Raw genomic sequence first — 26,665 nt, 5'->3', positions numbered from 1 at the left:
ATTATGGCAAGACAGAAAGGCATAATTAAACTGAAAGGTACTATCGGAGGTATTACCTTTTACAAAACTTCTCAAGACGGGCACCTAGCCCGCGAGAAAGGAGGTATCGAAAAAAGTAGGATTGAAAGTGATCCTGCATTTCAAAGAACTCGTGAAAACGGTTCTGAATTTGGACGGGCTGGGAAGGCCGGAAAATTACTTAGAACCGCGTTGAGAGCTTTGCTATTGAATTCTGCTGATGGTAGAATGGTAAGTCGACTTACCCGAGAAATGGTCAAAGTTATTCAAGCTGACTTGGTTAGTGAGAGAGGTCTGCGAAATGTGATTGACGGTGAAGCTGAATTGTTATTGGGCTTTGAGTTCAACATTAGAGGTAAGCTGGGCACTAGTCTTTATGCTCCCTACACTGGTGCTATAGACCGTGTTAGTGGTGAAATTACTGTGGATATTCCACCGTTTGTGCCTGTTAACATGATAGCGGCTCCAAGTGGGACGACGCATTACAAAATTATTTCGGCAGGTGCAGAAATTGACTTCGAGGCGGAAACCTTTATTGAGCAACATTCAGAAACAGCTATTCTACCTTGGGATGCTGTGGCGACAGTTGCGATTGCACAAACCAATCAGGTTACAGCTGCGAGCACTAAACCGTTATTCCTTGCATTAGGAATTGAATTTTACCAAGAAGTTAATGGTCAAATGTACCCACTTAAAAATGGTGCTTTCAACCCATTATCAATTGCTAAAGTTGACAGCGGTGTGTAATGGTTTTATTACTCACCAGAACTTATTTCCCTGATGGAACTAATGGCAAACTCGAATGCGAGGGCAAAGTGATTTGCAACACAATTGAATTGCCTTGGAAGAACAACGAAACGAAGGTTTCCTGCATTCCGGAAGGGAAATATTTTATAAGAAAGCGATTCAGCAAAAAGTTCAAATGGCATTTGGAACTAATAGAAGTAAAAAACAGAAGTCTAATTCTGTTTCATCCTGCCAATAATGCTTTGAAAGAATTGAATGGCTGCATCGCACCGATTACAAAAATTTCGGGAGCCGGTTTAGGTCTACTATCCCGAAAAGCTTTTGCCAAGCTCAAAACGATTGTTTATAAAGCTTTGGATGAAAAGCAACGAGTTTTAATCATTATCAAATCTTAATTTTTTATTATCATGAAAACAAATTTTTTAAATAAACTGAAACAAGGGTTGTTTCTTTTAATTGCTGTTCTAGGAACATTCATCGGCTATTCACAGTCGACAACAACTATTACCATTGGCGGCAGCAAAACACCTGATACAGGAGGTTTGCTCGACATTGGAGGCAATCAGCGACCGACACCAACACTATTAACTAATTTGGTGTCTGAGAATCTTGATACCGGAGGAGGAAGTTCCACTACAAAGCCCCCTATAACATTACCTTTTACATTGTCATCTAAAGAAACTCAATGTATGTTTGCATTTGACATTGGAGGACGTGGAACTTCCTCCGATACTGGTCAGGTCAACGATGATGATGACCCCTTTGATATTGGAGGTAACGGAGGTGTAATTATCGGAAGACCGGGCATTGGTGGTAACAGACCACCCGTAGGGGAATATTGTTTAGATACCGATGGCAGAGACAGCAGTGGAGGTTTACTTGACATTGGAGGAAGACAAGATGTCCCTACTTTACCTTTCAGCAATTTTTCTACTACCTATTGCACGTTTGCTTATCTCAGTGAAACTGGAGGCGGTGGTAAAGGTACTTCTTCTGGCACTGGCGAGGTAAATGATCCTAACGACATTGGAGGTCGTGGAACGGGAACCGACGCGGGCACAGGTCAATATATAACTTCTGATATTGGAGGGCGCAATTCAGGCGGTGAGTATGCAATGTTCGATGATGGCGAAACAGTTGTGGAATATGATTTAGTATATATTCCCAAACGTGGTTGTGTCTTTGATACAGGAGGGAGAAACGGAACAGGAACATCGACAGGTGGCGATTACGATGACGACACAGATGATGATACTGGCGGCAGAGGTTCTAATGGAACAATTGGAGAAATTAGTGAACCTCCTTGTTACCTCACCGCAAATTTAAATTAGCAGTATCATGAAACTTGTTAAGAGAGCACAAGCTCCCACTCCGAAATTTTTTAAAGTGCTTCGAAATGTTGGTTTGGTGTTGGCAGCTATTGGTGGGACTATTTTGGCAGCGCCAATTGCTTTACCAGTTATTGTAACTTCGGTTGGTGGCTATTTGGTTGTTGCCGGAGGTGTTGCCTCAGCAGTAAGCCAATTAACAACGATTGAAAGTAATGCAAACAAATAATCATACTTTAATGGGTACTGCCGGAGGGACATTTTTGAGTATTATACCCAATATTCAATCGGCAGATGTTTTGAAAACTGTTGTATTAGCATCTGTTGGAGCTATAGTCAGTTTTACAATTTCGTTAGTACTCAAAAGTATTATTAAGAAGCACAAAAAGTAAATTAATATAATTGATTTACAAAATGAAAGCCAGGTCTTGCGACTTGGCTTTTTTTATTAACAAGCTGTTTTCATTCTTGCCCGAATGTGGGGAAGGTTTTTGCTGACTAGCTTAATAATTTCTTTATTATACTTAGTTGCTTTATTGCCTTTTCCCCGCGATTGAAGTATCTCAAGGTTTTCAAGAGAAATTTGAATTGTTTCAGCATGTACACCATTTACTTTTGCTGAAAGAATTAGTGAATTTTGTTTTTTGTAGTATTCATTTGTGAATACACAATGATTGTGAATACAGCCCTCTTCTAAAAATTCCTTTATTGTTTCAATCACGTTTATTGAAATGTTTTTTTCTGAAAAAACCAATCCGAAGAATTGCTTCTTAGCTTTGAAGTAATGCTTTTGGTTTTTATCAATTTGCTTTTTGTTTTCCTCAACTGTACCTTTCCAAATTTCTTTTATCTTTTTAGCCATCAATTTATCATGTGCCTTTTTTAAATCTAAGGGACAAACATATTTTGGGCTTCTAATGTCTTTCATGAAATATTGAAGCAAATCAATGTAATCAATCCAAAGTTTTGCATCTTTAATTTGGTAGTTGTTTCTGATGGATATTTTTATTGCATTCCAATAAATTCCTGTGGATTTTAAACTTGTATTTCTAATATGATAATACAGCATATCGTGTTGATTTGCTTTTAGCAAGGTTTCAGCGATACTATCGGATAGAATTACCTTAAACAATATTTGAGGTGCAATACCAAAGAACTTACCTTTAAAACCATTCCTTTTCACAATTGGCGACACTTTTTTGTTTGGCTGAATAAAGCTTGGTATTAAAGAGAATCTGCGATTGTTGTCATTAGATTTAAGGGATAGCTCACTGCTGACAATCCATTGGTCATAATAGTGGGATAAGCCCATTACATTTTTTGACATTGTCCGGGTTTTTCCTTTTCCATCAATGAATATCTGCATCACTTCATGAGCAAAATGAGAACATTGACAATTCTTTCTCATGGTTTTGCTGATGCAAACCATTCTAACAATCTGAAATTTATCAGCCGTTGTAATTATTTGGTAGTAATCTGTTTCTTTTAGTCCGTTGTTGTAATTCTCAGTTATAACTAACGTTTTAGAGCATTTTTTACAAGTGACTTTCTTAAGTTTGGTGGTATCTGAAACTTTCCAATTGTGACCACATTCAAGACAGAAGATGCTTTTTCTTGATTGTACCGCGTAGTTATCAAAGCATTTTGTAAATGCTAATTCATTTTGCTGTTGTGTTATTTGAGGTAAGTTCCTACTCAACTCAACTATTTTTATTTCGAGCGCAGTTTTTGGTTTCATAGCGTTAGAGTTTGAATAATGAAGTTTGATTAGCATCAACGTTTTTAGTTGTTGATTTTGGAGTATCATTTGTACGTGCCGGTGCAGCAATTGAACGATTGACTATTACTTTGGCTGATATTGGCTTTCCTATTTCAACTGTTTCTTCATCGTAATAATGAATTGCCATATTGAAAATTTCTTCATCAGCAAAGCCGTTTCTTTGGCTTTTCTTTACTTCGCTCAGAATGTATGTAGCACAATCATCAATATTTTTGTATGGCTTGCTAAATGTTTTGGCAAACAAGGCATCATTATTTGCTAATTCTTGCAAATGATTTAAAATTGCTTCTTTAAATGGGTCTGTTGTTTCTTTCATGGCTTATATTATTTGGTTAATTTTCTGAACATTGATTTAGGGTAACTTCTTCAATTACTACTTTTGAATTGTGTGCATACAAATCATGGTATTTTGCACAATCCAATGCTTTTTGTCTGCAATCGAATACTCCGAAATAAACCCGTGAAGATTTAGTTTTCCAGATGTCTGTTTGGTAGAGAATAAATAGTGTCATAATTCAATTTTTAAATGTTGATTATTTGCAATAGCGATGGAGAATGATTCTTCGCATATCACTGATTAAATTGAGGTTTTGATTAAATTGAGTTGCCTTTGCTTCGAGTAAGCGGAGTGCCTGAACATTTTTTTGATGCTCTTCGAAATCGCTCAACATTTCATCGGCTTTTTTAGAAAATTCTTTTATGAAATCATTGATTCGCAAAAATGGAATTACAGACCCAACGAGGTTTCGGTGCCAAAATTTGGACTGCCAAAGGCTGTAGGTTATCCAAAAAATGCTTTCGCAGTCGTTCTCATTCTCGAAAATGACAACGAAACTGTTTGTGAATGGCTCTTTTTGGGGCTTACCGCTGTTCATTCCTTTGTTAAGAATGAAAAGATGTGGTTTGGCGTAGTTAGTGTCTTTTTTGTGGGTTTTAATAATGTAGTTCTTCATGGCTTCGGCTTAAAGTGGATGTGCTTCGCTACGCTTCGCACATAAATTTTTCAAAAGAAAAAAAGAGAAAAAAGAAAGCCGTTTGTTGAAGTGGAGGGTTTCAAAAAAGCAAGTTTTTTGAAAAAAATACTACCCGATACGTTCTGTAGAATCGGGTATTTTATGCTGAAAACAGGAGTTGTTTTGGAAAGGTTTGGGTGGAGATTTTTTTCAAAACCCGCAGGGCTTGAACTTGCTTTTTTGAATACCCGGAGCTTAGTTTTGCTCTCTTTTTTATCTCTTTTTTATTTTGATAAATAATCGGGATTGTCTTGAAAAGGGTGTGAAATTGCAGGGCTTGATAAAATATCAAATGCTACAATCAAAATGTCTTTTTATCAAGCCCTGCAATTTCACACTCTTTCTTGGATTTGATTTTTTGAGGATGCTTAAAGGCGATTGTGAATTGAGAGTTTCAATTACAAATAGTTTATGCTGTGAAAATGGAAAGCATCTTCAAAAAACAATGCATGTTACTACCGAGTGCGACGGGGCAGCAGTGCGGGCAAGTGTATCATTTTTTATTTGCTTAATAATGATTTTCTGATTGCTTTTGTGGTAGCAGATGCTGAAGATTAGTTCCAATTAATTATAAATGAACTGGCATTTGCTGCCGCTAAGCAATGTGTGGGATGTCGTGGCAAATAAAAAATGATACTGTTGCCGGGTATTTGGTTTTGTGGGTGCTGCAAATGGCTTTATCAATAGGCAATCTAACTGAAGTTCTAAGCCATTTGCAGCACTTACAAAAGCAATGCAAATACTTACCGCTTGTGGGGTGCGCGGCTTTTTTACATAATGTTATTATAGTCTCTTTAGAGCTATAATGCCACATTATGTAAAGAAGCTTGGGAGAAAAAATTACCGGCGCAAGTCACGCAGTGTACGCATTATTGTATCAATAATTGTGACGGTAATTTTTTTAGGAGCGTTGGCTAGAAGTGGCAATTATGAGCGATAGTTATCTCATTTCATTCAACTTGCTATAAAATATTAAAAAAAATATCTCTCGAATTGATAGCTATAAAGAAAAAAATATATTTTCGTATAAGTATACCTAATACCAATTCAGGGTTTTACATAACCTTCTGCATTTACCCATATTGTCTTCCCAATCGGAATAATTTTCAATTAATCCTTTGGGACTAAAGAATGAGTAAAGACCATTAATGGTACCAGGATTATCCATCATATAATGATAAAACAAAAGCGACGGAAAATTAAATAGCAAAAGCCATTTCAGATGAACCGCATTATAAAAGAATGTGAAATAAAAATAAAGTAAATGTTATTAAACCGAAGAATATCGATTCTATATTTTATAAAACTCATTAAATGGCAAATCTTGTATGTTGTAATATTTGCATTAATCATCGGATTTCTTCATATTCGTGAGGAATTTACAGGAATAAATATTCCATTAAGTATTTTGGCTTTGATGGGAACAGTTGTTTCAGTCTTGTTAGCATTCAGGACATCACAATCTTATGAAAGGTGGTGGGAGGCAAGAATTGTTTGGGGTGCCATAGTTAATGACAGCCGCACACTTATTAGAAACGTTATACAATTTCTTCCCGATGATACTGATGAGCAAAAAAAAATTGCTGAACGGCAGATAATTTGGGTTCATCTATTGGGAGAAACATTAAGAAAACTGCCTTATTCCCAAAAAGTTGATGAATATTTAATGCTACATAAAATTGGAGCAGCAAATTTACCTAACGCAATTTTAGACGAACACTCACAACAAATAAACAGACTCGTAAGGCAGGGCAAAATATCAGAGTTTCAACAGTTCCAGCTAAATGATGTAATAACTAGACTTTGCGATAGTATGGGCAAATGTGAAAGGATAAAAAATACGGTATTTCCACGTTCTTATAGTATTATTCTACATACTTTGATTTATACTTTTACTGCATTATTACCTTTCGGATTAGATCATAGTCAGTTTATCACAGAGATTGTAATTTCTATTATAATCCCTCTAGTATTTATAGCTGTGGAAAAGACAGCAATAATTATGCAGGATCCTTTTGAAAATCTGCCCGTGGATACACCAATGACCTCAATAGCGCAGACTATTGAAATAAATATCAGGCAGATGATGGGAGAAAAAGATGTACCAGCAAAAGTTGATAAAGGGTTGTACTACGAAATGTAAAACTATTTTTTTAGATGCTCTTGAGACAAAATTTTTCTTAAGATATCCTAAAAAAAATAAAAAAGTATAATCGTATTAAAATATTTACTAATATTGTTGCGTGAAGTACTTATGCCAAATACTAGCTATTATTATTCTTGCTCTATCCACAAAACCATGTGTTGATATCCAGAGCAATAGTTCAGTACATTCCACAGTTTCTTACACACAACATAAGAAAGATCATTCTGAAAATAAAGACAAAGATTTATGCTCACCATTTTGTATCTGTAATTGTTGTGGCCAAATCACTTTAAATTATTTTCCTACAATCTCATTTGATCCTCAGACAGCGTTTGAAGAAATAAAGACTTCAAATTCTACATACACTTCCGCAATCTATTCCAATTTTTACGGAAGCATTTGGCAACCCCCTCAGATAGTATAATGATGCCCGAGTAACTTCGGGTTAGAAAATTGTGCACTAGCACGAACAGCGGCAAATGTCCTATTTGCTGATTTTTCTAATTCATTATATTATTTTCAATGTTAAATAAAATCATTCAGTTTTCTATAAAGAACAAATTGATTATTGGTCTTATGGTATTAGGCCTAATAATCTGGGGAGTTTACTCCGTCAAACAATTACCTATTGATGCCGTACCTGACATCACTAACAATCAGGTTCAGATTATAACGAGTTCACCAAGTAACGGTGCTGAAGATATAGAAAGGTTTGTAACTTTTCCTGTAGAACAAACAATGTCCACTATCAAGGATATTGAAGAGGTTCGTTCCTTTAGCCGTTTTGGGCTTTCGGTTGTAACTGTAGTTTTCAAGGAAAATGTTGATGTATATTGGGCGCGTCAACAGGTCGCAGAGAGACTTAACGAAGCAAGCGAGCAAATTCCTCCAGGAATGGGTATGCCTTCAATGGCTCCAGTATCTACCGGATTAGGGGAAATCTATCAATATGTATTACATGCAAAAAAAGGGTATGAGAAAAAATACGACGCTACCGAGCTACGTAGCATCCAGGATTGGATTGTCAGAAGGCAATTGCTTGGTGTTGAAGGAATAGCCGATGTAAGTAGTTTTGGAGGTTTCCTAAAACAATACGAAATCGCTTTAAATCCTGATAAATTGCGTAGTATGAATATCAGCATTAGCGATGTATTTAATGCTCTGGAAAAAAATAACCAAAATACAGGAGGTGCCTATATCGATAAGAAACCAAACGCTTATTTTATCCGCAGTGAGGGTTTGATCAATAATATTGCGGACATTGAAAATATTGTTGTCAAGACCAATGCCAACAGTACACCTGTACTTATAAGAAACGTTGCCGATGTACAGCTCGGTGCTGCAACACGTTATGGCGCAATGACCCGTAATAATGAAGGAGAAGTAGTTGGTGGAATCGTACTGATGCTTAAAGGAGGAAATGCTTCTAAAGTAATTGGCAATGTAAAAACGCGTATGGCTCAAATTGAGAAAACACTTCCTGAGGGTGTCACTATTGAGCCATTTCTTGACCGTACCAAATTAGTAAACAATGCTATTGGAACAGTAACCAAAAACCTGGCCGAGGGAGCGCTGATTGTAATTTTTGTCCTTGTTCTTTTATTAGGGAATTTGAGGGCAGGTTTAATCGTAGCTTCCGTAATACCACTGGCCATGCTCTTTGCAATCTGTTTAATGAACCTTTTTGGTGTTGACGGTAACCTGATGAGCCTTGGGGCGATTGATTTCGGTCTCATAGTCGACGGTGCCGTCATCATCATTGAGGCGACAATGCACTATCTCCATGTCAAGCACAAGGGACAGACACTTACACAAGACCAGATGGATCATAGTGTATTAAGCAACGCACGTAAAATGATGAGCTCGGCCGCATTTGGACAGATTGTAATCTTAATTGTATATCTCCCAATCCTTGCTTTGGTTGGTATAGAAGGAAAAATGTTCAGACCAATGGCGCAAACAGTTTCATTTGCCATTCTTGGTGCTTTTATCCTTTCACTGACATATGTTCCTGTAATGAGTGCTCTTTTCTTAAATAAAAAAGTAACCGACAAGCAAAATATTTCAGATCGAATTATCAATGCTGTTCAGCGTGCATATACGCCACTTTTAGCTTTCGCTTTAAGATCAAAGGCTCTAATTATTGGTATAGCAGTCGGACTATTGACAATAAGTGTTGGTATCTTCTCTTACTTAGGAGCAGAATTCATACCTACTCTTGAAGAAGGAGATTTTGCAGTTGAGTTACGGGTTCTTACCGGAAGCAGTCTTTCCCAGACCGTTGAAACCTCTTTAAAAACGGCAAAAGTTCTTAAAGAAAATTTCCCAGAAGTAAAGGAAGTGATTGGTAAAATTGGTTCCTCTGAGATTCCAACGGATCCTATGCCTGTTGAGGCTTGTGATATGATGGTTATCTTAAAAGATAAAAGTGAATGGACAACAGCTGATAATACAGCCGATTTGGCAGAAAAAATGCAGAAAAAGTTAGAGGAAAATCTAGCTGGTGCTACATTTGGATTTCAACAGCCAATCCAAATGCGTTTTAATGAGTTAATCTCTGGTGTCAAACAGGATGTTGCAATTAAAATATTTGGTGAAGACATGAATAAGCTAGCCAAATATGCAAAAGAGGTTGGAGGAATTGCAGGTAATATCAAAGGTGCTGAAGATATTTATGTAGAACAAGTTTCGGGATTACCACAAATTGTAATCGGATTTCATAGAGATAAAATAGCACAATTCGGTCTTAATATAGAAGATGTCAACTCTGCCATTCGTTCTGCGTTCGCGGGTGAAGCTGCCGGATTAGTTTTCGAAGGTGAAAAAAGATTTAGCCTTGTTGTAAGACTTTGTAAAGAAAATCGTCAATCGCTGGATGATGTTAAAAATCTTTTTGTAACTGCTCCAAATGGAAATCAAATTCCATTGGACCAAGTAGCCGATATTAGTTTTAAAGAAGGCCCAAATCAGATTCAGAGAGAAGATGCAAAAAGGAGGATTATCGTTGGCTTTAATGTTCGTGGAAGGGACGTGGAAAGCGTAGTAGCAGAAATCCAGGCAAAAATAGGACAGCATATTAAATTCGAACCGGGTTATTACCCTACTTATGGTGGAACTTTTGAAAACCTTCAGGCTGCAAAAGACAGGCTTGCAATTGCAGTTCCAGTTTCTCTTATGCTTATTTTCTTATTATTATTTTTTGCCTTTGGATCAGTTAAGCAAGCTCTATTGATATTTACGGCGATACCACTATCCGCAATTGGAGGAATTTTTGCGCTATGGATGCGCGGAATGCCATTCAGTATCTCGGCAGGTGTTGGATTTATTGCGCTCTTTGGTGTAGCCGTATTAAATGGAATTGTACTTATTGCTGAGTTTAATCTTCTTAAGCGGGAAGGAATGACCGATCTTAAACAAATTGTGATAAAAGGTACCTCTGTAAGACTCCGTCCTGTAGTCATGACCGCATTAGTTGCATCATTAGGATTTATGCCGATGGCATTATCGCACGGTAGCGGTGGTGAGGTACAAAAGCCTTTAGCGACCGTTGTAATAGGCGGTTTATTTACTGCTACACTTCTGACATTATTGGTACTTCCAATTTTATATATGTGGTTTGAAAAATTTAAGAAAAAAGAAATGAAAGTTAGTCCAACAGTTGCAATTATCGCATTGCTTTTTACAATCAATTTCGCTACGGCACAGACAACAAATCCGCCATTAACATTATCGCAAGCAATTGAAGAGGGTGTTAAAAATAATAGGGAAATGAGCGTTGCCAATCTTGATGTTTCTTATCAAAAGCAGCAGAAAAAGGCTGCAGTAGAAATCCCAAAAACAGAGCTTACCGGAATGTTTGGCCAATACAATAGTTTTGAAAAAAACGATAAGAATTTTGCCGTTTCCCAAACTATTCCTTTTCCAACCACGTTCGCCGCTAACGCCGCTTTGGGAAAAGCTATGATCAGAAGCAGCGAGCTTAAGCTTAATGTGACAAAGAATGAATTAATCTATCGTATCAAACAAGCGTACATTAACTTGGAGTATTTGTATGCCAGACAAGCTCTTTTGACCAAACAGGATAGTATTTTCTCAGGTTTTTATAAATCTGCCAAACTAAGGTATGAAGCAGGAGAAAGCACATTACTGGAGCAAAGCACAGCGGAAGCTCAACGAAATGAAACCCGTAATATCCTTCAACAGGACAAGGCCAACATCGTCATATACTTGGCACAATTGCAGGCACTTTTAGGAAGATCTGAACCGGTTACTATTGCATATTCGAAGTTTGAGCCCGGCGATTATTTATTGACTGCCGATCTTTCAGCTTCGGGATCAAATCCTGGTTTAGCTTTTCTTCAACAGCAAATAGAAGTTGCTACACAAGAGAAAAGGGTTCAGCGCTCACGAGCATTGCCGGACTTGACATTTGGGTATTTCAACCAGTCTTTGATTGGCTCTCCAACTAGCGCTAGTGGAACTCAAATAGCCACATCGGCAGATCGGTTTCAAGGATTTCAGGCTGGAATTTCAATCCCGGTTTTTTATGGGTATTACCGTTCAAGAGTTAAAGCTGCCGAAATCAATAAGCAAATTGCGAAAAAGACACTTGAAGGCCAACAAATTGGGTTGAAAGGTGAATATGAACAGGCTGTACAGGAATATATCAAAAATAAAACCAGCATAGATTATTACAAGTCTTCGGGGCTTCCAAATGCTGATTTATTATTGTCAAAAAGTGAAAGTGCTTATAAAAACGGAGATATCAGCTATGCAGAGAATTTGCTTAACCTAAAAACGGCAACAAGCATCCAGGAAAATTATCTCTATGCGATTTTGCAACACAACCTTAGTATTTCTCTACTTGAATTTCTTTCAGGTAAAAATTAATTATCAATAAAATTACAAATATGAAATTAGTATATAAAACAGTAGCCTTCCTTTTAATCGTAGCCACTTTTGCTTCATGTGGCAAAAAAGCTGAAGAATCTGAAAATGAAACTCCTAAAGAGGAAGCAGCAGTTCCGTCGAATGTAGTGGTTATCAATCAACAACAATTCAAATCTGCTGGAATAACGCTGGGCACTATTGAAGAAAAAGCGCTTAGCGGCACTACAAAAGTAAATGGTGTTCTTGATGTTCCGCCTCAAAACTTGGTATCTATTTCAACTCCATTTGGTGGATTCGTAAAAAGCACTCCACTCCTACAAGGTATGAGAGTCAGTAAAGGTCAGGTTGTAGCCACAATGCAGAACCCTGATTATATTCAACCGCAGCAGGATTATATTGATTTAAAAAGTCAATTAAATTATTTAAAGCAGGATTTTGAACGTCAGACTCAATTGTCAAAAGAGAACGTAAATGCGCAAAAAACTTTGCAACGTTCAAAATCCGAATATGAAAGTGTACGTGCCCGAGTAGCCGGATTAAAAAGTAAACTTCAACTGATGAATATTAATATTACGTCTTTAGAAAATGGGAATATCCAAAGCACTATTCCACTCTATTCACCAATCAATGGATACGTTACTAAAGTAAATACAAATATTGGTGCATTTGCAAATACTACAGATGTATTGTTTCAAATTGCAGACACAGGAAATCTTCATGCTGAACTTACTGTATTCGAAAAAGATGTTCCTAAGCTTCAGATAGGTCAAAAAGTAAGGTTTACGCTTGCCAACGAAACAAAAGAAAGAACCGCAACCGTAAAGCTTGTGGGTAAAGAGATCAGTAACGAAAGAACAGTTCAGATTCACTGCAAGCTGGACAAGGAAGATTCCAGTTTATTGCCAGGGATGTATTTAAAAGCTTTGGTAGAAAGTGGTGCCACTCAACTACCGGCTGTCCCAAATAGTGCTATTGTGGAATTTGAAGGGAGTAAATACATTTTTGTTGTAGATCAAGGAAAAGCTGGTGAGAATGCTGCAACTCCATTGCAATATAAGTTAACACCAATAAAAACAGGTGTTTCTGAATTGAACTACACTGAAATTCTTTTTGATGACGAAACAAACTTTAAAGATTGGAAAGTTGTAGTAACTGGTGCTTATGACCTGTTGTCGAAAATGAAAAATAGCGGTGAAGAAGAAGAATAATGAATACAAAATCAATTGAAAGATATGATGGATTATAATCAAGAGCTTACAATTGTAATAAAGTTAGTAGTGTCGTTTCTGCTTGGAGCGTTTATTGGATTTGACCGTGAGAGACATGGAAGGGATGCAGGAATACGCACCTATGCCGCTGTGTGCATAGGTGCGACACTATTTACCGCTATTGCAGCTCATTTGGTAAAGGACAATATGGCAACTTCAAGGATTATAGCCAATATTGTCACAGGTGTTGGTTTTCTTGGTGCCGGTATTATTTACAGGAACAATAGTGCAGGTACTTCACATGGTCTTACTACAGCTGCTACAGTGTGGTGTACTTCAGCGGTTGGAGTGGCGGTAGGATTAAATATGTTCATCATTGCAATTGTCAGTGCATTTGCACTCTACTTTTTACTATCTCTTCATCATCAGAAGTGGTACATTCAATGGAAAAAGAAGAGCGTACATCATCATGACAAGGATGAAACTGAGGCAGGTTAAAAACTGATAAAAATTTAACTTATGAGTGAAACTATAATTAGTTCAGCAGGCGCTTCACACAAAAAGTCGTTAAAAATCGTTTTTGCTATTACAGCTCTTTATTTTATAGTTGAGGTAGTGGTTGGATTGATGTCGAATAGCCTTGCCCTTTTATCTGATGCTGCACACATGCTTACAGATGTTGGAGGACAGGCACTTTCACTATTTGCGATTTGGATGGCTTCTAAACCTGTGAGTAAAACCAAGACATATGGATATTTACGAACAGAAATTTTTTCCGCAATCATAAACGCTGTTGTGCTACTTTTCATTTCAGGATTTATATTGTATGAGGCATATCAACGGTTTCAGGATCCGCCAAAGGTTGCGGGTATTCCAATGTTGATAGTAGCATTTTGTGGATTGATTGTGAATTTGATATCGATGAAAATCCTTAATGCAGGAGCTAAAGAAAGTATAAATATTAAAGGTGCATTTCTAGAAGTGCTTAGTGATATGCTTAGTTCGGTTGCCGTCATCATTGCGGGAATAATTATTCTCACAACAGGTTGGCTTTATATTGACCCATTGATGAGTGCAATAATTGGAGTATTTATCCTTCCAAGGACATTTAACCTTCTGAAAGAATCTGTGGATATATTATTGGAAGGTGTTCCAAAAGGAATTGATTTGGATACTGTTCAAGAATTAATTGTATCACAACCTGGTATTCTTTCAATGCATGATTTACATATTTGGACTTTAACATCAGGAGTAAACGCCCTTAGTGCGCATTTAGTTATGAAGCCTGAGACAACATTGTCTGAAATGTACGGGATAATATCGTTAATAAAGAATGAATTAAATACAACTTACGGAATTAGTCATACCACGTTTGAAACGCATATTGCCAACCAGCAGGACTTGCCTAGTTTCATTTAGAAGAGCTTTGTTACCATAAATGAATTTTTGATCTATTTAGAACTGAATGCAAATTTTAAAAAGTGAAGGAATGAAACATAAACATAAATATGATGCAAATGGCAAACAGCTTTGTTGCACTCAAGAAGAAAAAATCTATACCAAAGCAGGTGCGAAAGATTTAATTAAAGAAAATACAAATGGAAAAGCTGCAATGGCTGTAGTTAAGGATAACTCAGAACATGATAAAATGCATAAAGAGCACAGTCATGATGATGGACATAAACATAGTCATAGTGAAGATGATGGACATGATCACAGTCACGATAGTAATCAAAGTGTTTTCCAAATGTTTATGCCTTCAATCATCTCATTGGTATTATTGCTGGTTGCCATAGGTTTTGACAATTATTTTACCCCAACCTGGTTTACCGGATGGATAAGAACAAGTTGGTATTTAGTTGCCTATATTCCTGTTGGATTTCCGGTAATTAAAGAAGCGTTTGAGAGTATAAAAGAAAAAGAAATTTTTTCGGAGTTTCTTTTAATGGTTATTGCTACTGTTGGTGCATTTGCGATTCAGCAATATCCGGAAGCAGTCGCAGTAATGCTTTTTTATGCTGTGGGCGAAGTATTCCAGACTTTAGCGGTATCAAGAGCCAAAGCTAATATCAAATCACTCTTAGACCAACGCCCTGACGAAGTAACTATCTTAGTTGGAAAAGAACCACAAACTATAAAAGCTGAGAATGCTAAAATGGGTGATATTATTCAACTTAAGTCGGGTGAAAAACTTGGATTGGATGGAGAGTTGCTTTCCGATAGTGCTTCTTTTAATACAGCAGCATTAACAGGAGAAAGTAAACCTGATAGTAAAGTGAAAGGTGATTCTGTTTTAGCCGGAATGATAAATCTAAACAAAGTTTCACAGGTAAAAGTTACTACCGCTTATACTGACAGTAAACTTTCGAAGATTTTGGAATTGGTCCAAAATGCTACTGCACAAAAAGCTCCGACTGAATTATTCATTAGGAAATTTGCTAAGATCTACACACCGATAGTAGTTTTATTGGCGGTTCTAATAGCATTCTTGCCTTACCTGTTTGTTGATGATTACCTATTTTCAAATTGGCTTTACAGAGCCTTAGTGTTCCTTGTTATTTCATGTCCTTGTGCCCTGGTAATATCAATTCCGCTAGGTTATTTTGGCGGAATCGGCGCTGCCAGTAAAAATGGTATTTTATTTAAGGGAAGTAATTTCCTTGATGTTATGGCAGAAATACAAAATGTTGTAATGGACAAAACCGGTACAATGACTGAAGGTGTTTTTAAAGTTCAGGATGTCGTTTTCGATAAACAATTTAATCAAAAAGAAATGCTTCAGATGGTTAATGCATTGGAAAGCCAAAGCACCCATCCTGTAGCCACGGCAATACACGATTATGTAGGTAAAGTCGATACTAAAATTGAGTTGAAGGGTGTCCAAGAAATTTCGGGGCATGGACTTAAAGCAACTATCAATGGAAAAAGTTTACTGGTTGGAAACTTCAAATTGATGGATAAATTGTCAATACCATACGATGTTGATCCTAATTCAATAGTATATACCCTAATTGCTGTGGCTTATGATCGAAAGTTTGTCGGTTATTTAACTATCGCTGATATCATCAAAAAAGATGCACAGGAAACAATTGATAAGCTAAAAGCAATGAATGTAAAGACCACTATGTTAAGTGGAGACAAAGGTACTGTCGTAAAATTTGTCGCTGACAAACTTGGAATTACTGATGCTTATGGTGATTTACTACCAGAAGATAAAGTTAACAAGGTTAAGGAAATCAAAGCTAAGCACGGAACAGTTGCATTTGTTGGAGATGGGGTAAATGATGCCCCTGTAGTTGCCCTAAGTCACGTTGGTATCGCTATGGGTGGCTTAGGAAGTGACGCAACCATTGAAACAGCCGATGTTGTAATTCAGGACGACAAGCCAAGTAAAATTGCTATGGCTATAAACATTGGAAAGCAGACTAAAAAAATAGTTTGGCAGAACATAACATTGGCCTTCGTAGTCAAAGCAGTTGTTCTGATTCTTGGTGCAGGTGGGTTGGCCACTATGTGGGAAGCTGTTTTTGCTGATGTTGGAGTAGCATTGTTAGCCATACTGAACGCGGTTAGAATACAAAGAATGAAATTTTAAGTCATGGAAAGTAAATATTTTACTTTTTTGCTTGCATTTGCAATAACCATTTCTGTTCCATTGATCGGATACAGGCTGTTCGGAATTATACCAGCATTGATATTCCTTTGTGGCTATCTGCCTGGATTTGTTCTTTGGATGATATCAGATAACAAAACACCCTTTGAGAATATAAAAGTAATATTTTGGATTGTATTAGGACTATTTCTTATCCACAGAGTTGAAGAAAACTATACAGGATTTTTTGAAGCTCTTTCAGAGTTTACAAATGTCCCAACTCCTGAGATAAGTTCTCTTTGGGTGTTTTTACTTGTGATTTTGTCAATTGGCAGCTGGATATCAGCACCATTCCTTATCAAGAGAGGAAATGCTTTTGGCTATCTATTTGCCTGGATTTTTCTCTGTTGCTGTGGTATATCCGAACTAGCACATTTTGTATTTCCAATTTTCAACGGACATGGGGATGGATATGGATATTTTCCGGGTATGTTAAGTGTAATAGCCCTTGCTCCGGTTTCATGGTATGCAATGATGATTTTATGGTATCGCAAATCTTATCTTTAATGAAGTGTCATGGAAATTATCATTTTCAATTTTGTCGAAAGCATAGAATCCATCCATTCAAAGCTACTCCTCCAAAGAAATATTACCAGCTAAAAGGTTGAAAATGGGAAGAATAATCAAAAAAAAGGTCGTTACCAAAAATGGTAAGATCTTTATAGACGTTAAACGCAAAGAGACAACCAAGCCCTACGAAGTACTTTTATTAGTCATTTGCATCGTTGGAGTAATCTTATGGTTTTGTGGCGTATTTCGATTAATTTAAAAACTATTGTTATGAATAATCATTCATATGCATATGGCAAAAAACAGTCTACATTTCTCAAAATGTTTAATTTGCCATTCTTTACGGGACGTTTTTCCCTGTTATTTTATTTCATTAAATGTTTCATTATAACATCATCATTAATTAGGCTGAGCTTATGGGGTTGGCAAGCCTCAGATGTTTCTTGGGGATTCGGTGATGTCCTTCGGACTTTCCTTGTAGGCTTTATTTTTGATTTGGCAACCGTATCTTACGCCAGCATTCCCGCAGTTATCTATTTTAGTTTGTTCCCAAACAAATGGATAGGTTCAAAAATAGATAGAGTACTAATATGGTTTTTTACATCACTTACGGTATTCATCTTCATATTCGCTTTTTTTGCGGAGTTCACTTTTTGGGAAGAGTTTCGAAGCCGTTTTAATTTTATTGCTGTAGATTATTTAATCTACACTCACGAAGTCATTGGAAATATCAATGAATCTTATCCATTACCGATTTTAATAAGTGCAATGGTACTTCTTACTATTGGAACATTATATCTATTTGTTAAAAAAGGGAAATTTACGCATACTTTTAAAAAACGTGCTTCTATAGGTAGCCGTATCACAATTTGCTGTACTCTTTTTTTAGTAGTAACAGGATTTACAATATTGATACGCAATAGTGATGCAGAGTGGTCTTCAAATCGTTATAATTCTGAACTATCTAAAGCTGGAGTATATTCCTTTTTTGCGGCTTTCCGAAATAACCAGATGAAATTTCCTGAATTTTACAGTTATATAAATAATGATGATGCTTTTTGCATTGTTAGAAAAGAACTTGCTGAAGGTGATGCTCAATTTGAAAAATCAAACCTCTCCATTGCACGCAAAATATCTTCTGACAGCGTTCCCGAACTAAAGAAAAATGTTGTATTTGTTCTTTTGGAAAGTTTTAGTGGAGAATTTATGCAAACCTTGGGCGGCAAAGAACAACTAACACCATTTCTAGATAGCCTTGCAGGTAAAAGTATCTTCTTTCGGAATATTTATGCTGCCGGTACAAGAACAGTCCGTGGAATGGAAGCTGTTACTTTATGCATACCGCCAACTCCGGGCCAAAGTATAGTTAAGCGTCCTGATAATGCAAATCTCTATACTATATCAAATGTATTTGCTTCTAAAGGATATACGAATAATTTCTTTTATGGAGGCGATGGCTACTTTGATAATATGAATGCCTACTTCGGAGGCAATGGCTTTCATATTTATGATCATACGCACGGAAGTGCCAGTTTCCTAAAAGATGACATAGCGGCAAAAAGAACGATAATTACCGATTCCGAGGTAAAATTTGAAAATGCATGGGGAATTAGCGATGAAGATATTTATGAAAAGATGTTGGAAGTTTCCGATAGGCAATATAAAAACAAAAGACGTTTTTTCAATTTCGTAATGACAACCTCGAATCACCGTCCTTATAGCTATCCTGAAGGGTGCATCGATTTGCCATCAGGTAAAAATAGAGAGGGTGCAGTAAAATACACAGATCATGCGCTTTCAGAATTATTCAAAGCCGCCAGCAAAAAGCCTTGGTATAAAGATACCGTTTTTATAATTATTGCTGACCATTGTGCCAGTAGCGCCGGAAAAAATGAGATTGATGTCGCCAATTATAGAATCCCAGCTTTTATAGTAAATATGCCAGGTGTGGAAAATCAAATGGTTGACAAACAATGTTCCCAAATTGATCTTTTTCCAACATTTTTCTCACTAGCTAACTGGACTTACAGATCAAATTTCTTTGGGAAAAATGTTTTTGATCCAAAATTTGAGCAACGAGCCTTTATTGCTACCTATCGTAAACTTGGACTCATTAAAGGAAATGATGTAATGGTATTATCGGATCAACGAAAAAATTCATTTTATAATTGGGATTCAAATACAAACTCCTTGATTCCAAAGAAAAAAGACAATGATTTCTACCGTGAAACTATCTCATGGTACCAAACAGCTGATTATCTATTTACTAATAAATTGCTTAAATGATTTAATCACTATGAAGTATATATTTTTTTTCATAATGCTTTTCACCGTTAGTGTGAATGGCCAGCGAATAGGAGGCTTTCCTTCCTATTCTGTTTCTAGAAGCGCATCTGTTAAAGAACGAGTTTATCATAAAGGATTTGTAGTAAAAACAGCAGGAGATACTATTTTTTCAAATATCCTCTTGGGTGCGCGTCAAAATAAAATTGAAGGAGTCTATCTTTCATCAGAAACTTCCAGTGAAAAACGTTTTTTACCCTTAGATGAAATTACTTTTATCAGAATATTCCAAAGTGATAAGATAATAATGAAAGGTGATGTTACTGATTTTTACACGATTGGAACAAAAAAGAAATTATATAGGCTAATCAGAACCGGAAGTAAATCTGAGGTATTTGATAATTCACTTTACGTAGATGAGAATAAAGGTTATCTAAGTGAAGAGGTATTTGTAAAGACAAGAGATGAATTTATAAATACTTATTCTTTCTGGGGTTCAAGTACAAAAAGAAACCTGATAAAATTTTTAAACAAGAAGATGAATTCAAATTTTAAACCGCAAAACTTTAAAAATGCCATTTCGGTAATTGAGAAAATAGTGGAAAATTGATTTAGAGGTTTTGTCAAATGAAAAAAAAGAAAAAAAAACGGGATTATCAAAGCCATTCACGCTTTAGTAATAAGCCTTCAAAATTTAGCAGAAAGCTTCGCCCTGTTTTATTTTTCGTGGCAGGATTATTTCTGATTATATGTATTATCATAGTGTCACTTTATATATGTGAAATATATTTTGGCAGAAAGTAAGATTGCATTGCGAACCTGTAGTCAGGCAATTTAAATAGTTATATGGCGCTTTTAGAAGATTTAGAGAGACAAAGTACCCGGGTTTATAAGTATTGGCAGACTTTGCCATCTGTAATGCTTATAATAGGGTATTTTGTCTTAATTGATTTAGAAAAATTACCGCATGGCTTGTTTTTGAAACAATCACCTTATGAAAATATATTTGAAGGGATTTGTTTAGGCATTAGTATTTTAGGGCTAATCATAAGGATAATTATTATTGGATACACTCCTTCATTTACAGAAAAGAATTCAAAAGGAACTGCTATTCAGTATCATTATAATCTTGGTGCTTATTCAATTGTTCGTCATCCATTATTACTTGCTGATTTAATAATATGGATTGGTATGATTGCTATAACAGGGGATTTTTGGTTTATTATATCATTTGGATTGTTATACATACTCTATTTAGAACGTATTATTTTGGCCAAGGAGAAAAGATTGAAAAGCAAATTTGGTTTCAAATATTCAAGATGGGCCGAAGGTGTTCCAGCGTTTATTCCTAATATTTGGTTATACAGAAAAGCAAATGGCGTGTTTGGATGGAGAAAAATCTTCAGAAGTGAAATGTTACGGTTTTCAAGGATCCTTTTTGTCTTTTTTACTTTTGAAATTTTGGGTAAATTGTCAGAGGAGAAAAAAAAAGTTGCCTATGCAATTCTGGTTTTAAGTATAATTTGCGCTGTGATAAATTTTATCATCAAGCGCAAAAGCATTATTACCTATTTACGAAGATTACTTATTAAACTATTGAATTAATGCAATCTGTTATATTTGAATTGCTTAATAAGAATGGACTATTAGTTTACTTATAAAATATAAATACCTTGTAATTATTGATGTTTTCTAAAGTTATGCGGCTGCAGTATATTAATCTTATCGATATACAATTGTAATTCGTAAAGGTATATCATTTCATCATTTCCCTGATTTGGCACTTGAGCAAGCTGCACCAAATTGATGTTTTCGCACATCGATTTTTCGCCAAGCAAATCCTGAATTATAATATTAATCAGAAGCAATAAGTTTTTGTTGTGCGAGTAAACAGTATAGTTTTTTAGATAAACGATAATGTCAATTTTATTTTCTCCATTATATTCCAAAGGAAAAAATTTAAGCTCGCTTGTTTTAAGAGTTATGTCCTGCATGATATATGGCACACCTAATCCGGCTTTCATATCATCATGATCCTGGTGCGGTTGTATAAGCGCGGTAATTTTCCAATCCCACAACCTGGGTGCAGTCTTTTCAAGATCGATAGCTAAATTGAAAAGTTCATGATTGCCATTGGCTGTTATCAATAACTGTATCTGTTTGTTTTTCAATTTTGGAAAAATTAAAATATACTCTAATCCGCGGAAATAAAACTGCAGATGCCAATCGAGCCAAAATGTATAATGCTTTTGTTCTTTTGGACTGAGATTTCTAAGGCCTTTTAATTTATTTTTATGTTCTAGAAACCATGTCCAGAAATGATCTGTTGTATTTTTCATTTGTTTAAATAATTTAGTTTAACGTTTATCTTTTGTGTGTTTATCATAAGCTATTAAGTTCATCATCTCCCGGAGTCGGCTTCGAACCCTAATGCCATAATGCTGCTCAATCTCTGAAGCTGATAAATTTGTTGTAATATGTGTAGGAATTCTTTTTGCTATAAAAATGTCGTAGCGGCTTAGAAGTACTTCCGCCATTACATTGCATTCATTTCCGTAGTATTTCAGGTTATTCTCTATGCCAAGATCATCGAAGCAATATATTCTTGGTTCGGAAGCATAAAGCTTACCATTAGCATACCTGTGAATTACTTCATAGCCGTCTTTGATGAATTCAAAGCTTATATCCCTGCATGGCTTTACGGAAAATTTATTCGGAACAGGTGTTAAGTATTTCATAATGGTGAGCAAAGATGTTTTGCCACAACCAACGGGGCCGGAAAGGATAATTCCTTTGCTGAGGTTTAGGTTATATCTGAATGCTGTTTCCTCGTCCTTTAAGAAGTAAGCAATCAATCGGTAAACAACGGCATGATCACTTTCCATTATTTTGAAATGACTGCCATATAATTCAATTCCTTTTGTCTCAATCCACTTTATCACATCTTCGTAATTATAAAGGCTCTGAATAGTCTTTTCCTGATGAGGTGTCGAGTTGTTGTGATCTGTCTGTTCGTTCATTTGAAATGAATTTTGGAGCATTTAGCATCCAGTTATTTGCTGCTGCCTGCCAGTTGGCCATTGGTGTTTTGCCTCCCACAAGCCAACCAATACTTTTGAAATAATTGAAAAACTTGTTTGCTTCGATTTCGGGATATTCCTTATTCCGAAAATATTCAAGTATCTCGTCAAGTTCTGGCGGTATTACCTTTTCTTTTTGCGCGGAATCTTTTTCTTTTGGGTTGTCATCATTCCTATAAATGAATTGTTCTTCTTCAATTTTTTTTTCGGGCTCATCCAAGTTTGAAATTTTTGGATTGTTTTCAGCGTTTGTATTGTTTGTATCGTTTATATAAGGTACTAAGGCCTGTTCAACAGCTTGTACATTACTTGTATTGGGAGTTGTCTCTTGCTTGTTTAAAACCTGTTCATCAACAGGTTCAAAAATTGGAGTAGCTGACTTTTCGGTTTTTGAAAATGGCTTGAGGTTCTCTGAAAAATTGAACATAAAAACATGACTACCCCTAAAAGGGTTGTATGATGGTTCGTATTTTATGTATCCCTGTGAATGCAAGGCTTTAAGGCATTTATGATACGTTGCCTTAGAACTGATTTTACTGATACGCATAATCTCATCCCGGGAAATGCTGATTGGATTTTTGAACCGGTTGCAGTTCCAGAATTGAAACAATGACATATACAAGCTTATATGAGTCGGATTCAGAGTACGATCGATTGCCACTTTATCAAAAAAGCCAGTAAGGTGCTTAATGTAATTCATGACCGAATTACTTTGAGTTGAAAAGCGTTCTCTCGGAATTGACTTTGTTTTCCTCCAGGATTTTATCAATATCCTTTTGAGCATAAAATATAGTTTCGCCTATTTTTGTATAAGAGAGAGTTTTGTTTATCCGTAAGGTTTGTAGAGTGCCCGGTGAGATATTGAGCAGCTTTCTGACTTCTTTAGACTTCAACCATTGTTTTGGTTGTTCGGTGTTGGTTTGGAAGATTTCCTTTAGATCATTTAGCAGTAAAATGCGAAAATCATTGAGGTCCTGCTTGGTGATAATTTCAACTGCCATAATAGATAAGTTTGAATGTTATGGAGCAAAATTGAATAGATTGATTTAGTTTGTTTCACAAGTCAATCACAAGTTGTGAAAGAAAAAAAGCAAATCAATCCAAATTATCAGCATTGGAAGATTTTCTTAGTTTTCCGATAAAATAAGTTGGTGAGATGCCAGTACGTGCTTTGAAAGCCCGTGTAAAATTTTGGGTAGAACCGAAACCGACTTCATCTCCCAGTGCTTTGTGCGTGTAATTACGATAGCGGCTCTCTGTTTTAAGTAGGTGTATAATATAATCAAGTTTAAGATCTGTGATATACTCTATTGTACCTTTCCCGCGATGCCGTGCAATGACTTTAGTTACGTATTTTGCATTGGTATTTGACCATTTACTGCTATTGCTCTTCTTGATTTTCCTGAAAAATTCACCACAGTATCGCGAACATATAAATCGTATCGTACAACTTTTGGTGGTTCATCTTTTATCACTCTCTTTTTTACAGGTAAATTCACTTTTACGTTTTCCATGTTTTTCATATCATGGTCTTTCTCCTTGTCGAGGTTATCTATCGACTCGGATTTAGTTTTTTCGAGTGTTTCCTTTTTTTCAGGTGTTATGATTTTTTGTTTTGCACTTGCTTTTAGAGTTACGTTCTTTGGTTTTTCTTTTACCAACGCCATTCCACATTTTGGGCATTTCCCAGGTTTTGGAGAATGGATTTCAGGGTGCATAACACAAGTGTAAAAAGTTTGCTGTGAGTTGCTTTGAGCAACAACAAATTGATTTATAAAAAAAAGAAAAACGATAATTGATAATTTGGTTTTCATGACTTTATTTTTTTAACAATATTTCCCAATCCGCTATTCTTTTATTTAGTGTCTCGATTGTACTTTTCATTTTTTCCTTATCAGCCAATGTAATTGCTCTTTTTGCTGCTGCAATTGCATTAGTATAGTCCTTTAATTCGGATGCTATTTTTTGTCTCAAATTTGGGTAATTGAAATTTTCAGGTTTTAATTTTTCTGCTTCTAAAACCCATGCTATGGCTTGTTTATAATCTCTATTAGTGCTGTAATAATAATTAGCAGCCTGAAATAACAGGTTGGCATCTTGTGTTTTCACATTAACAACATGTTGATCTATCAATGCCATTATGGTATCGTCCTCCTTACTTTTTATTGGTATTTTGACCATTGTATTTTCCCAAAGTATTTTTAGAAAGGCTTCACCTTTGCTATTGATGTCATTTAATTCAATTGTAAATGTTTCATAGAAGTTAGGACTTTTTTCAATATGGACTTTGAAACGCATCACATCCTTTTTTTCATCATAGCCAGTTTCACCATGTAAAGTAGTATCGGTGTTGACAATTATAGTCCATTCATTTATTGAAGGAATGGTGAATATGGAATAACTACCTATTTTTAATACATTGTTACCAAATAAAATATCTTCGGAAGTGGTTATTACTGTACAATCACTTGCACCGGTACGCCAAAGTTTATCGAAAGGCACTAACTCACCAAATATTTTTCGACTTCTTACTAATGGTCTGCTATATGCCATTTTTATTTTTGCGCTGCCCACTTCTTGTTCAAACGATGAGGCAGGGCTCGCGGCAGTTAGTCTTATTTGAACTTTGTCTTGTGCTGACAGTATTACAGATTGCAAAAGCATAAAACTTAATAGGATGGTTTTTTTCATTTATTTTAATTTTAAATAATTCTTTAATTATGTTGAGATGTTAATCTAATTCTTTAAACTTTGCTTTAATTTAAATAATTTTCACTTGCTGACTTGAACTATATTTTAGCAACACTTATCACCTGATTGAATAGGAGGACATTTTACAGTGCCATAGCTGCAATAAACACAACAATCACCTTGTTTAGGGCTCAATATTGTTTTGCAACTTTGACATTCATAAAAGAATTGACAAGCATCGGTTGGCATTATTTCTTCTTTTTTATGTCCACAGTTTGGACATGTTAAAGTTGATTTCAACTCGACTAATTTTCCATTGTAGATAGTGCATGTGTCGCAAGTCCCGTGTAATTTGTTTCTGTAATAGTTGACTATTGTAGCCATAAGAAGTCCGAACATACCAGCATATAAAAAATATGCCTGATACGCATTATTGCAAAAATAATAGCTGTAAAAAATGACAATTGCACTTGGAATTGCTATTAACAAAGGATAAATGCATTTATGTTTGTTATAGGAGAGGAAAAAACCAATAATAGAAATAACAACCATGCCCTGAAAAATCCACATCGTCCAGCCTCCAAAAAGTTCAAAACTACCTAAACCTAAAGCAGATGCTACAAATGCAAAAAGAGGGAAACAGCAAGGCGAAAGCAATGCTGTAAAGAACATCCCGATTGTTCCTAATTTATCTATGTTATTTTTTAGTTTCATTCGTGTTATCGTTAATTATTATAGTTTTAAACCTCTTAGTCTCAAGGCATTGATAATAACAGATACGGAGCTGAAAGACATTGCCAAAGCTGCAATCATAGGAGATAGTAAAATTCCGAAAACCGGATATAACACACCAGCTGCAATTGGGACACCAAGTACATTATAGAAAAAGGCAAAAAATAGATTTTGTTTAATATTTCTCATAACAGCATGGCTTAAATTCTTGGCTTTTACGATACCCTGTAAATCGCCTTTGACCAGAGTTATTTTGGCACTTTCAATAGCGACATCTGTTCCTGTTCCCATTGCTATTCCAATGTTGGCTTGTGCCAATGCCGGCGCATCATTTATACCATCGCCAGCCATGGCTACAATTTTGCCTTCTGCCTGCAATTTTTTAATTTCTTTGAGTTTGTCTTCGGGTAAGCATCCAGCTTTATAGGTTTTTAATCCCAATTCATCAGCAACTGCTTTAGCTGTATTGACATTGTCACCAGTCATCATGATTACTTCGACACCTTGGCGCATTAACTCTTTTATGGCATCTTTGCTGGAGGTTTTAATGGCGTCTGTTATTGATACAAAACCAACTGCAATGCCAT

Annotated in this window: 29 protein-coding genes and 1 pseudogene; 16 read left to right on the top strand and 14 right to left on the bottom strand. The window is 35.9% G+C overall.

The window, feature by feature from the left end:
* Positions 1 to 3 precede the first annotated feature (3 nt).
* From P1K33_RS12015 to P1K33_RS12000, 4 genes are read left to right on the top strand one after another with little or no spacing between them, the layout of a single operon-like run.
* A complete protein-coding gene (locus P1K33_RS12015; protein ID WP_284653221.1) occupies positions 4 to 765 on the top strand; it encodes a hypothetical protein in 762 nt (253 codons plus the stop codon).
* On the top strand, positions 765 to 1,160 hold the full coding sequence (locus tag P1K33_RS12010; protein WP_284653220.1) for a DUF5675 family protein: 396 nt from the start codon (positions 765 to 767) through the stop codon (positions 1,158 to 1,160). The genes P1K33_RS12015 and P1K33_RS12010 overlap by 1 nt, the downstream gene beginning before the upstream one ends.
* 12 nt (positions 1,161 to 1,172) lie before the next feature.
* On the top strand, positions 1,173 to 2,096 hold the full coding sequence (locus tag P1K33_RS12005; RefSeq protein ID WP_284653219.1) for a hypothetical protein: 924 nt from the start codon (positions 1,173 to 1,175) through the stop codon (positions 2,094 to 2,096).
* A gap of 7 nt (positions 2,097 to 2,103) precedes the next feature.
* A complete protein-coding gene (locus tag P1K33_RS12000) occupies positions 2,104 to 2,322 on the top strand; it encodes a hypothetical protein (RefSeq protein ID WP_284653218.1) in 219 nt (72 codons plus the stop codon).
* A 219-nt stretch (positions 2,323 to 2,541) separates the two neighbouring features.
* On the opposite strand, the gene P1K33_RS11995 is transcribed toward P1K33_RS12000, so the two are convergent.
* Genes P1K33_RS11995 through P1K33_RS11980 form a run of 4 tightly spaced genes read right to left on the bottom strand, consistent with a single transcriptional unit; the run spans position 2,542 to position 4,826 of the window.
* Positions 2,542 to 3,831 (bottom strand): PcfJ domain-containing protein, encoded by a 1,290-nt coding sequence (locus P1K33_RS11995; RefSeq protein WP_284653217.1) that lies wholly within the window; start codon positions 3,829 to 3,831, stop codon positions 2,542 to 2,544.
* A 4-nt stretch (positions 3,832 to 3,835) separates the two neighbouring features.
* Positions 3,836 to 4,189, bottom strand: a complete 354-nt coding sequence (locus P1K33_RS11990; RefSeq protein ID WP_284653216.1) for a PcfK-like family protein — start codon at positions 4,187 to 4,189, stop codon at positions 3,836 to 3,838.
* A 16-nt stretch (positions 4,190 to 4,205) separates the two neighbouring features.
* The gene (locus tag P1K33_RS11985) at positions 4,206 to 4,385 is read right to left on the bottom strand and encodes a hypothetical protein (RefSeq protein ID WP_284653215.1); all 180 of its coding nucleotides are present in this window, start codon (positions 4,383 to 4,385) and stop codon (positions 4,206 to 4,208) included.
* 21 nt (positions 4,386 to 4,406) lie between these two features.
* Positions 4,407 to 4,826, bottom strand: coding sequence for a DUF6943 family protein (locus tag P1K33_RS11980; protein WP_284653214.1), 420 nt, complete (start codon positions 4,824 to 4,826; stop codon positions 4,407 to 4,409).
* Positions 4,827 to 6,150: 1,324 nt separating this feature from the next.
* On the opposite strand from P1K33_RS11980, the gene P1K33_RS11975 reads away from it, so the two are divergent.
* From P1K33_RS11975 to P1K33_RS11925, 12 genes are all read left to right on the top strand, one after another.
* Positions 6,151 to 7,029, top strand: a complete 879-nt coding sequence (locus tag P1K33_RS11975) for a bestrophin family protein (protein WP_284653213.1) — start codon at positions 6,151 to 6,153, stop codon at positions 7,027 to 7,029.
* Positions 7,030 to 7,129: 100 nt separating this feature from the next.
* On the top strand, positions 7,130 to 7,456 hold the full coding sequence (locus tag P1K33_RS15370; protein ID WP_350028977.1) for a DUF6660 family protein: 327 nt from the start codon (positions 7,130 to 7,132) through the stop codon (positions 7,454 to 7,456).
* 98 nt (positions 7,457 to 7,554) lie between these two features.
* Positions 7,555 to 11,922 carry a CusA/CzcA family heavy metal efflux RND transporter gene (locus P1K33_RS11970; protein ID WP_284653212.1) on the top strand — a complete coding sequence of 1,456 codons (4,368 nt, stop codon included), beginning with the start codon at positions 7,555 to 7,557 and terminating at the stop codon, positions 11,920 to 11,922.
* Between the two features lie 20 nt (positions 11,923 to 11,942).
* A complete protein-coding gene (locus P1K33_RS11965; protein ID WP_284653211.1) occupies positions 11,943 to 13,130 on the top strand; it encodes an efflux RND transporter periplasmic adaptor subunit in 1,188 nt (395 codons plus the stop codon).
* 24 nt (positions 13,131 to 13,154) lie between these two features.
* Positions 13,155 to 13,628: an MgtC/SapB family protein gene (locus tag P1K33_RS11960; RefSeq protein ID WP_284653210.1), complete on the top strand. Its 474-nt coding sequence runs from the start codon at positions 13,155 to 13,157 to the stop codon at positions 13,626 to 13,628.
* Between the two features lie 21 nt (positions 13,629 to 13,649).
* The gene (locus tag P1K33_RS11955; RefSeq protein ID WP_284653209.1) at positions 13,650 to 14,549 is read left to right on the top strand and encodes a cation diffusion facilitator family transporter; all 900 of its coding nucleotides are present in this window, start codon (positions 13,650 to 13,652) and stop codon (positions 14,547 to 14,549) included.
* A 70-nt stretch (positions 14,550 to 14,619) separates the two neighbouring features.
* Positions 14,620 to 16,725, top strand: coding sequence for a heavy metal translocating P-type ATPase (locus tag P1K33_RS11950; protein WP_284653208.1), 2,106 nt, complete (start codon positions 14,620 to 14,622; stop codon positions 16,723 to 16,725).
* A 3-nt stretch (positions 16,726 to 16,728) separates the two neighbouring features.
* The gene (locus P1K33_RS11945; protein ID WP_284653207.1) at positions 16,729 to 17,289 is read left to right on the top strand and encodes a hypothetical protein; all 561 of its coding nucleotides are present in this window, start codon (positions 16,729 to 16,731) and stop codon (positions 17,287 to 17,289) included.
* A gap of 103 nt (positions 17,290 to 17,392) precedes the next feature.
* Entirely contained in the window at positions 17,393 to 17,551 is a 159-nt protein-coding gene (locus P1K33_RS11940) for a hypothetical protein (protein WP_284653206.1), read from the top strand.
* Between the two features lie 11 nt (positions 17,552 to 17,562).
* Complete coding sequence (locus P1K33_RS11935; RefSeq protein ID WP_284653205.1) at positions 17,563 to 19,578, top strand: LTA synthase family protein; 2,016 nt, start codon at positions 17,563 to 17,565, stop codon at positions 19,576 to 19,578.
* Positions 19,579 to 19,588: 10 nt separating this feature from the next.
* Positions 19,589 to 20,185, top strand: a complete 597-nt coding sequence (locus P1K33_RS11930; RefSeq protein ID WP_284653204.1) for a hypothetical protein — start codon at positions 19,589 to 19,591, stop codon at positions 20,183 to 20,185.
* A 236-nt stretch (positions 20,186 to 20,421) separates the two neighbouring features.
* Positions 20,422 to 21,180: a methyltransferase family protein gene (locus P1K33_RS11925; protein ID WP_284653203.1), complete on the top strand. Its 759-nt coding sequence runs from the start codon at positions 20,422 to 20,424 to the stop codon at positions 21,178 to 21,180.
* A gap of 74 nt (positions 21,181 to 21,254) precedes the next feature.
* On the opposite strand, the gene P1K33_RS11920 is transcribed toward P1K33_RS11925, so the two are convergent.
* The 10 genes and pseudogenes from P1K33_RS11920 to P1K33_RS11880 all read right to left on the bottom strand — a co-directional run.
* On the bottom strand, positions 21,255 to 21,914 hold the full coding sequence (locus P1K33_RS11920; protein WP_284653202.1) for a hypothetical protein: 660 nt from the start codon (positions 21,912 to 21,914) through the stop codon (positions 21,255 to 21,257).
* Between the two features lie 18 nt (positions 21,915 to 21,932).
* Complete coding sequence (locus P1K33_RS11915; protein WP_284653201.1) at positions 21,933 to 22,595, bottom strand: P-loop NTPase family protein; 663 nt, start codon at positions 22,593 to 22,595, stop codon at positions 21,933 to 21,935.
* On the bottom strand, positions 22,528 to 23,355 hold the full coding sequence (locus P1K33_RS11910) for a transcriptional regulator (RefSeq protein WP_284653200.1): 828 nt from the start codon (positions 23,353 to 23,355) through the stop codon (positions 22,528 to 22,530). The genes P1K33_RS11915 and P1K33_RS11910 overlap by 68 nt, the downstream gene beginning before the upstream one ends.
* 7 nt (positions 23,356 to 23,362) lie before the next feature.
* On the bottom strand, positions 23,363 to 23,656 hold the full coding sequence (locus P1K33_RS11905; RefSeq protein WP_284653199.1) for a helix-turn-helix domain-containing protein: 294 nt from the start codon (positions 23,654 to 23,656) through the stop codon (positions 23,363 to 23,365).
* Between the two features lie 94 nt (positions 23,657 to 23,750).
* Positions 23,751 to 23,966 carry a helix-turn-helix domain-containing protein gene (locus P1K33_RS15365; RefSeq protein ID WP_350028980.1) on the bottom strand — a complete coding sequence of 72 codons (216 nt, stop codon included), beginning with the start codon at positions 23,964 to 23,966 and terminating at the stop codon, positions 23,751 to 23,753.
* Between the two features lie 35 nt (positions 23,967 to 24,001).
* Positions 24,002 to 24,469 carry a heavy metal-binding domain-containing protein gene (locus P1K33_RS11900; RefSeq protein ID WP_284653198.1) on the bottom strand — a complete coding sequence of 156 codons (468 nt, stop codon included), beginning with the start codon at positions 24,467 to 24,469 and terminating at the stop codon, positions 24,002 to 24,004.
* Between the two features lie 4 nt (positions 24,470 to 24,473).
* A complete protein-coding gene (locus P1K33_RS11895) occupies positions 24,474 to 25,346 on the bottom strand; it encodes a DUF2911 domain-containing protein (RefSeq protein WP_284653197.1) in 873 nt (290 codons plus the stop codon).
* 105 nt (positions 25,347 to 25,451) lie between these two features.
* Positions 25,452 to 25,670: a GDCCVxC domain-containing (seleno)protein gene (locus P1K33_RS11890; RefSeq protein WP_284653442.1), complete on the bottom strand. Its 219-nt coding sequence runs from the start codon at positions 25,668 to 25,670 to the stop codon at positions 25,452 to 25,454.
* 51 nt (positions 25,671 to 25,721) lie between these two features.
* Positions 25,722 to 26,060: pseudogene (locus tag P1K33_RS11885) on the bottom strand (MerC domain-containing protein); the annotation flags it as partial.
* Between the two features lie 18 nt (positions 26,061 to 26,078).
* Positions 26,079 to 26,665 (bottom strand): HAD-IC family P-type ATPase (locus P1K33_RS11880; RefSeq protein ID WP_284653196.1); only part of this gene is annotated, 587 nt, incomplete at its 5' end.

It is taken from the genome of Flavobacterium terrisoli, assembly GCF_030167905.1.
GTDB lineage: Bacteria > Bacteroidota > Bacteroidia > Flavobacteriales > Flavobacteriaceae > Flavobacterium > Flavobacterium terrisoli.
This window is presented reverse-complemented; position numbering and strand designations above follow the sequence as displayed.